At 55.3% G+C, this 6,667-nt stretch carries 9 protein-coding genes; 7 read left to right on the top strand and 2 right to left on the bottom strand.

Annotated features, from left to right (window positions below):
- The 7 genes from Q1W15_RS15470 to cmoB all read left to right on the top strand — a co-directional run.
- The coding region (locus Q1W15_RS15470) for a phospholipase D-like domain-containing protein (RefSeq protein WP_300730061.1) at positions 1 to 751 on the top strand (751 nt) is incomplete at its 5' end.
- Positions 748 to 1,887, top strand: coding sequence for a T6SS immunity protein Tli4 family protein (locus tag Q1W15_RS15465; protein WP_300730060.1), 1,140 nt, complete (start codon positions 748 to 750; stop codon positions 1,885 to 1,887). The genes Q1W15_RS15470 and Q1W15_RS15465, both read left to right, overlap by 4 nt.
- Positions 1,888 to 2,250: 363 nt before the next feature.
- A complete protein-coding gene (locus tag Q1W15_RS15460) occupies positions 2,251 to 2,778 on the top strand; it encodes a hypothetical protein (RefSeq protein WP_300730059.1) in 528 nt (175 codons plus the stop codon).
- Positions 2,779 to 2,864: 86 nt separating this feature from the next.
- On the top strand, positions 2,865 to 3,257 hold the full coding sequence (locus Q1W15_RS15455) for a protease inhibitor I42 family protein (RefSeq protein ID WP_300730058.1): 393 nt from the start codon (positions 2,865 to 2,867) through the stop codon (positions 3,255 to 3,257).
- A 93-nt stretch (positions 3,258 to 3,350) separates the two neighbouring features.
- Entirely contained in the window at positions 3,351 to 3,848 is a 498-nt protein-coding gene (locus Q1W15_RS15450; protein ID WP_300730055.1) for a hypothetical protein, read from the top strand.
- A gap of 111 nt (positions 3,849 to 3,959) precedes the next feature.
- Positions 3,960 to 4,703, top strand: coding sequence for a carboxy-S-adenosyl-L-methionine synthase CmoA (gene cmoA, locus Q1W15_RS15445; protein WP_300730053.1), 744 nt, complete (start codon positions 3,960 to 3,962; stop codon positions 4,701 to 4,703).
- A complete protein-coding gene (gene cmoB, locus Q1W15_RS15440) occupies positions 4,700 to 5,656 on the top strand; it encodes a tRNA 5-methoxyuridine(34)/uridine 5-oxyacetic acid(34) synthase CmoB (RefSeq protein WP_300730051.1) in 957 nt (318 codons plus the stop codon). The genes cmoA and cmoB overlap by 4 nt, the downstream gene beginning before the upstream one ends.
- Positions 5,657 to 5,908: 252 nt before the next feature.
- On the opposite strand, the gene tadA is transcribed toward cmoB, so the two are convergent.
- Together tadA and Q1W15_RS15430 are read right to left on the bottom strand one after the other, a co-directional pair.
- On the bottom strand, positions 5,909 to 6,400 hold the full coding sequence (tadA, locus tag Q1W15_RS15435) for a tRNA adenosine(34) deaminase TadA (RefSeq protein ID WP_300730049.1): 492 nt from the start codon (positions 6,398 to 6,400) through the stop codon (positions 5,909 to 5,911).
- Positions 6,400 to 6,667 (bottom strand): multicopper oxidase domain-containing protein (locus tag Q1W15_RS15430; RefSeq protein ID WP_300730047.1); only part of this gene is annotated, 268 nt, incomplete at its 5' end. The genes tadA and Q1W15_RS15430, both read right to left, overlap by 1 nt.

The raw sequence follows: 6,667 nt of genomic DNA, 5'->3' as shown, positions 1-6,667 counted from the left end.
GACTGAACAAATCTACGTGCACAGTAAACTGATGATTATCGATGACCGCTTTGCACTGATTGGCAGCGCCAATATCAATGACCGTAGTTTGCTCGGTGACCGCGATTCTGAACTGGCAGTGTTGGTGATGGATTTGGAGTCAACACGCAAAGACTTTCTGGGCAATGGCCATCCTCAGCCAACGCGAGCCTTTGCTCATGAATTACGCAAAGGGATTTGGAACAAGTTATTTGGCATCAGTAGTGGTGTACGTCCGGCTGACGAATTGAAGGAGGCTATTGATAAACCTGGGCATCCGGATAGTTGGAGAGCCATACAGGCGGTAGCCAAACGTAATAGTGAACACTATGAGTCGGTATATGAATTTATCCCCAAAAACTTTCACGTTAAGCTAAATAATTCCTACCCCGCTTCAATCTGGCCAGTAATAGATACATTCCTGTCGAAAGGTGGAAGAAAAAAGATAGATTTGAAGACTGCAAAAATAAGCCTAATGCCTTTTGAACCAGAGTTCTGGAAAGCTCCGCAGTATAGGGTTGATTCACTCCCTAGATTGAGCCAAATACGCGGCTTCATCACTGCCTACCCGACAAAATGGACGGAAGATGAGGATAATAACATGCAGTTTCACCACGCTTTGATGACTCAATCTGTCCCAGGGAAGCCAGAAACCATTGATTCCCAGAGGGAACATCAGGTTGAAAAACAAATCGCTTCCGTTTCAAACAAAAAACCGGAGTTTCGCGGATGAAACTTGTGAAAAAAGTTTTGCTGGCATGTTGCATAGGAAGTATTTATTTTCCCCTTCACGCTGATGCTCAAGGCATACCACATGGGTGGAAGACTGAGTGTGTAGGGTATTTTCAGATTAGTGTACCTGGGCATGTGGAAATAGGTGTTGTGCGAGACAACCCAGATCCGAGCAAAGGCAACCACAACTTTCGAAGTAGGGCCAACAACTTCTACGCTGAATCGATTTATTTAGGGGAAGTGCGCACGTCCACAATGCTCTCGAAAAGCAGCTTCTTAAGAATAAAAAAGGAAAAGACTAAGGAGGTGGAAGAGTTAACCCGAAAACTTAAAACCGATCAATCTATAAAAATACTTTCGCACGAAGTTAATGATAGTTCAATTTACACTTTATTTGAGAGCAAGAATAGAACTTTCGGGTCGATGTTTATCTATCAGGCCGGGCGCATTTTCGCTTATGAGCAAGGAGGCAGTAAAACAAAAACCACAGATGAATACATAAAAAACAATTTCGCCAACTTCTCCGAGAACTTTCGCCCCCGCGCTCTTTACGAAGTTCCACAGGAAAAAGGATTTTGTATGCCCTACGGCTTCGTCAGAGACGACAGCCCCCAAAAACGAAGCATGGGCACCATCATGCGACTGAAAGATCATCCTGACGTCAGAATTCTTTTCCGCGATGCAAGTGCAATATTCGAGGACAACTACCCACATAAAGAAAACGCCAGTGTTGAAATGGAGCTGCGGGCGTTTTGGGAGCGTCCCGATTGGGATGGCGTGAACTACCAAGCCCTCGGCTTCCGAAAATTCCCCTCAGTCCAAATGGGCGGCTACAAAGGTCAATCGACTTTTGTCGAAATAACCCGTCCTACACGTTCTTCCAAAGAGCTTTGCTCTTGGGGCGACGAGTACTTCTCCAAAGTCGAGAAAAAAGAAGCGGGCTGTTTGCCGCAAACGAAGGACTACGGCTATATCGCCTATGTCAAAGGCGACCCTGATGCCAAGGAAGACACCCCCGACCTGCTGCTCTACGTGATGCAAGACTCGCAGAACGCGCCTGACGGTAAGCCAACCATTGGCAAGGACGAGCTTCGTAAAATGGCCGATACCATTGCTGCATCGATCAAGCGACGTTGAGGCTATAGCCGTTAACCAACCGTTGATGACGGTCTATTTGATCAAGGCCGAGCTCAACATGCTGTGGTCACCGAGCAACTAAGGCGCTGCCGGGATAGCGAATGCTTGTTCATGAAGATCAAGAGTGTCTTTCCCGGTAATCCGTGATGAACCTTTTTAAAGGGCTCAATGCCCTGAGTTTCACCGCTAACCCAACGAAGGGCCTGTGGTTTACCTTGGAACCGCAGGCCCTTCGGCGTTCAGGCAGCTCGACACGGCTCGCGTCAAGCAGGGTGGCACCTGTCATTTCTGTCAGTAGACACAAAAATTCTTCCGCGACTAAATAGGCCACGCAGCCATTAATGCTTTAGTGGGGAATTGAACATGCCTCTTCATCATCCTGTGTATGGAAACCCAGCCGTCATCTTGCATAACATTCTGGGTAATTCGCGTTTCAACCCCAGGACCCGAGGCGAACTCAAAGCAGATCTGCTGGACAGGCCCCTGTTTAAAGCCCAGGAAATGACCTTTGCCAGCAGCCACAAAAAAATCGTCATTACCGCTGAAATTGACGATTTCGGCTCTACCAACCATCGCGCCATTTCCCTGACCCTGGACATTAATATCCAGTCAGGCATTTATTTGTTCAAACGCGGCGAGGCTGGGCCCATCCGAGACATGTCGTATACCGAGTGTGTGAAAAAAGACGGCGTTGACGCTTATCAGTTGATCCAGGCGGATGTCGGTACCCTGCACCTGACCGTAATTGAAAGCTGCTACAGCGCGCACCTGTTTACATTTGAAGGCACCGACCCCAGTAAGAAGGATGAGGACGATCCAAGCAAGCAGGCGCCGTTCGAAATGTGCGGCGACTTCAAGATCATCCCGCCCCACGCCACGTTCAGTTCGTGAGTCAGGCACCGCCCGGTCGGTGACTCTGGCGCAGCGCCCAGCATGGGGTATGCTGCGCCATTGTGTCTGCCCGTCCGGAGCCTTGAATGTCCCTGCCACGTCTTGCTTGCCTGCTAGGCCTCAGCCTGCTGACCGCGTGTGTTCAACAGCCAACACGTACTGTCACCGTTGAACATCAAACCGACTGCCCAGCGATCTTGCTCACCGGGCAAACCCTGATTGTGTCATTGCCCAGCAACCCGACCACCGGTTACCGCTGGGCGATTCAGGACTCCGCGGGCGGCGTGTTGCGCAACCTTGGCCCCGAGGTCTACACCAGCGCCGATAACGGTCAGTTACTGGGCAGTGGTGGCCAATCCACCTGGCGCTTTGAAGCGTTCGCCCCCGGCAACGGGCGCCTGCGCCTGACCTCCCAACAACCCTGGGAGCCCGAAACCGAACCGGCCGAGGTGTTTGACTGCCCGATCACGGTGAAATAACAGGCCCATCCTGTTATTTGTGACAGTAGACGGCCCGCGCCGCGCCATCGTTAATAGCACCTGACTCACTCCTGAAGCGACGAGGGTTAAACCATGGCCAAACAGTCACCAGTCCGTCAAAAAATCACTGCCACCCACAAACCAAAAGCCGTCAGCCCTAAAGCCGCCGGCGCACTCGCGCTTGAAGCCCGCGCCACCATCACCGGGCGGCCCGACTTCATGGCCGACGACATCCTGCTCGGCAGCGGCCGCCGTACCATCAGCCTTGCGGCGTCCGTTGCACAGTTTGGCGCGTATGAATACCGCGTCATCAACGTGACCCTTGACCTGGCCATTCAGAGCGGGGAATACACGTTTCGGGCGAACGAGCCAGGCATGGTGCTGGCCATGTCTTACGTGGAGTTTGCCGTGGTGGGCGGCAATGAAATCTATTTCAACTGCGAGGGTGTAAGCGGCACGCTGAGTATCGACATCGAAGGCAGCCGCATCACGCTGAACGCCTTTTCATTTACAGCGCTGGACAGCGAAGGTAAAGAATTGAGCATCACCGGCATGCTGGATGTGTCCTCGACCCTGTGCGATTGCGCCTGACCCTTCTCCCCCCCGCTCACCTGACTGCGCGGTTTATCAGACAGACCGCGCATCCCGGCGTCAACTTGGCTAAAATGCCGCCCCTTTCAAATTTCCATCGCCGGAATCGCCGTGAGCAAAGAACCCGACCGTATTTTCGCCCAGCCCCTGGCCCAGGTGCCGGACTTCGCCTTCAACGAAGACGTGGTGCGGGTGTTCCCGGACATGATCAAGCGCTCGGTGCCCGGTTACCCGACCATTGTCGAAAACCTGGGCGTATTGGCCGCACAGTTTGCCCAACCCAATAGCGTGCTCTACGACCTGGGCAGCTCACTGGGGGCCGTCACCCAAGCGTTGCGCCGCCATGTGCGCAGCGAGGGCTGCAAGGTGATTGCCGTGGACAACTCGGCGGCGATGGTCGAACGCTGCCGCGAATACCTGAATGCGCAAGACTCGATGTTTCAGGAGTTGCTGCCGGTTGACGTGATTGAAGGCGATATTCTGGCGCTTAACTTCGAACCCGCCAGCGTGGTGGCCCTGAACTTTACCCTGCAATTTATCGCCCCCCAGGAGCGCCTCGCGTTGCTGACGCGCATCCGCCAGTCACTGTTACCGGGCGGAGCCCTGATTCTTTCGGAAAAACTGCGCTTCAATAATCCCGAAGAACACGCGCTGCTGACCGACCTGCACATTGCCTTCAAGCGGGCCAACGGTTACAGCGACCTCGAAATCGCACAAAAGCGTAGCGCCATCGAAAACGTCATGAAGCCCGACAGCCTCGAAGAACACCGTGAACGCCTGTTGGCGGCCGGGTTCTCGACCGTCGTGCCGTGGTTCCAGTGTCTTAACTTTGCCTCGTTGATTGCCTTGCCATGATTGATCTTTCCCCCCTGGCCCGCCGCCTGGCCGGCACCCCATTGGCTGAATGGGCGAACACCCTGCAGGCCCGGCTCGACCTCAAAATGGAGAAAGGCCACGGCGACCTGGAGCGCTGGCAAAGCGCGCTGGATGCCTTGCCCGACGTTAAGCCCACGCACATCGACCTGCTCAACGGCCTGACGCTGGACACCGACTGCGACGACGCCACCCGCGCGCGCATGCGCCAGGCATTGCTGGGCCTGTCGCCGTGGCGCAAAGGCCCGTTCGACCTCTTCGGGGTGCACGTCGACACCGAATGGCATTCGGACTGGAAGTGGTCACGGGTCGCCCCGCACATCGACGTGAAGGGCAAGCGCATCCTCGACGTGGGCTGCGGCAATGGCTATTACATGTGGCGCATGCTCGGGGCGGGAGCCCACAGCGTGATTGGCGTCGACCCCAACTGGCTGTTTTTCTGCCAGTTCCAGGCCGTGCAGCGCTTCTTGCAGCAAGACGCTGTCTGGCACCTGCCCTTCCCGTTCGAAGACCTGCCCGCCAACCTGGAAGGCTTTGACACGGTATTTTCCATGGGCGTGTTTTACCATCGCCGCTCGCCCATCGAGCATTTGCTGGCGCTCAAGGACTGCCTGGTCAAGGGCGGCGAACTGGTGCTGGAAACCTTGGTGATTGAAGGCGATGCCAACCAGGTACTGGTCCCCGAAGACCGTTACGCGCAGATGCGCAACGTGTGGTTCCTGCCGTCGATCCCGGCACTGGAGCGCTGGCTGCGCCGTGCGGGCTTCAGTGACGTGCGGTGTGTGGACGTGAGCATAACCACCGTCGAAGAACAGCGCGCCACCGAGTGGATGAAGTTCCAGTCATTGAGTGATTACCTGAACCCGAACGACCCCAGTAAAACCATCGAAGGCCTTCCCGCGCCGATGCGCGCCGTCATCGTGGCGAGGAAATAAGACGCCCACCTGTTTTCTGAGCAGGCCCCGACCTTATAGAAGGGGCCGCCCCATCTTCGGCCTATCCATTGCTGCGGTCACGGCCACTTAAGGTTTCGGCCTTACGCCGTGTTACTTTGATGGATCAAAAACCAGATCAAAAGATCACGAGCAAGCTCGTTCCTACAAACTCGGCCATCCGTAGGAGCAGCCGGTCGACGCTCGATGGCTCGCGATCTTTTAAAGATCAAACGATCACGAGCACGCTCGTTCCTACGCTTTGGCTCTGCGGGCCTTGAAGAACTCGCTAAGCATCGTGCTGCATGCCTCAGCCAGCACACCGCCTTCAAACAGCACACGGTGGTTGAGAAAACCCTGGGTGAAAAACTGCCCCTGGCTTTGCACAATCCCGGCCTTGGGCTCCAACGCGCCATACACCACCCGCGCCACCCGTGAGTGCACGATCAAGCCCGCGCACATGCTGCACGGTTCCAAGGTGACGTACAGCGTGCTGCCAGGCAGGCGATAGTTGCTGACCGCTGCCGCCGCCGCACGGATGGCGACCATTTCGGCATGGGCGCTGGGGTCGCTGCCGCTGATCGGGCAGTTAAAGCCACGGCCGATAATCTCACCGTCCTGCACCAGCACCGCGCCCACCGGCACTTCGCCCAATGCAGCCCCCTGGGCAGCCAGCGCCAGCGCTTCACGCATAAAGTCTTCATCGCGGCTGCGGTCGATAATCCGGGGTTGACGCCCTTGTCGCATCAGGAAACCTCAATAGCGGCCATCAGGCCGGTTTCCATGTGGTCAATCACATGGCAGTGGAACATCCACACGCCGGGATTATCCGCCACCAACGCCACACGGGCACGCTCGTTTTTGCCCAACAGGTAAGTGTCGGTGAAATACGGAATGATCTTTTTGCGATTGGACGCCAGCACCTTGAAGCTCATGCCGTGCAAATGGATGGGGTGCTGGTACTGGGTCATGTTCTTCAGTTCGAAGATATAGCTGTGGCCCAGCTTGAGTTTG

The organism is Pseudomonas sp., from assembly GCF_030150285.1.
Lineage (GTDB): Bacteria > Pseudomonadota > Gammaproteobacteria > Pseudomonadales > Pseudomonadaceae > Aquipseudomonas.
The sequence above is the reverse complement of the archived record's forward strand: the minus strand, read 5'-3'. Positions and strand labels throughout refer to the sequence as shown.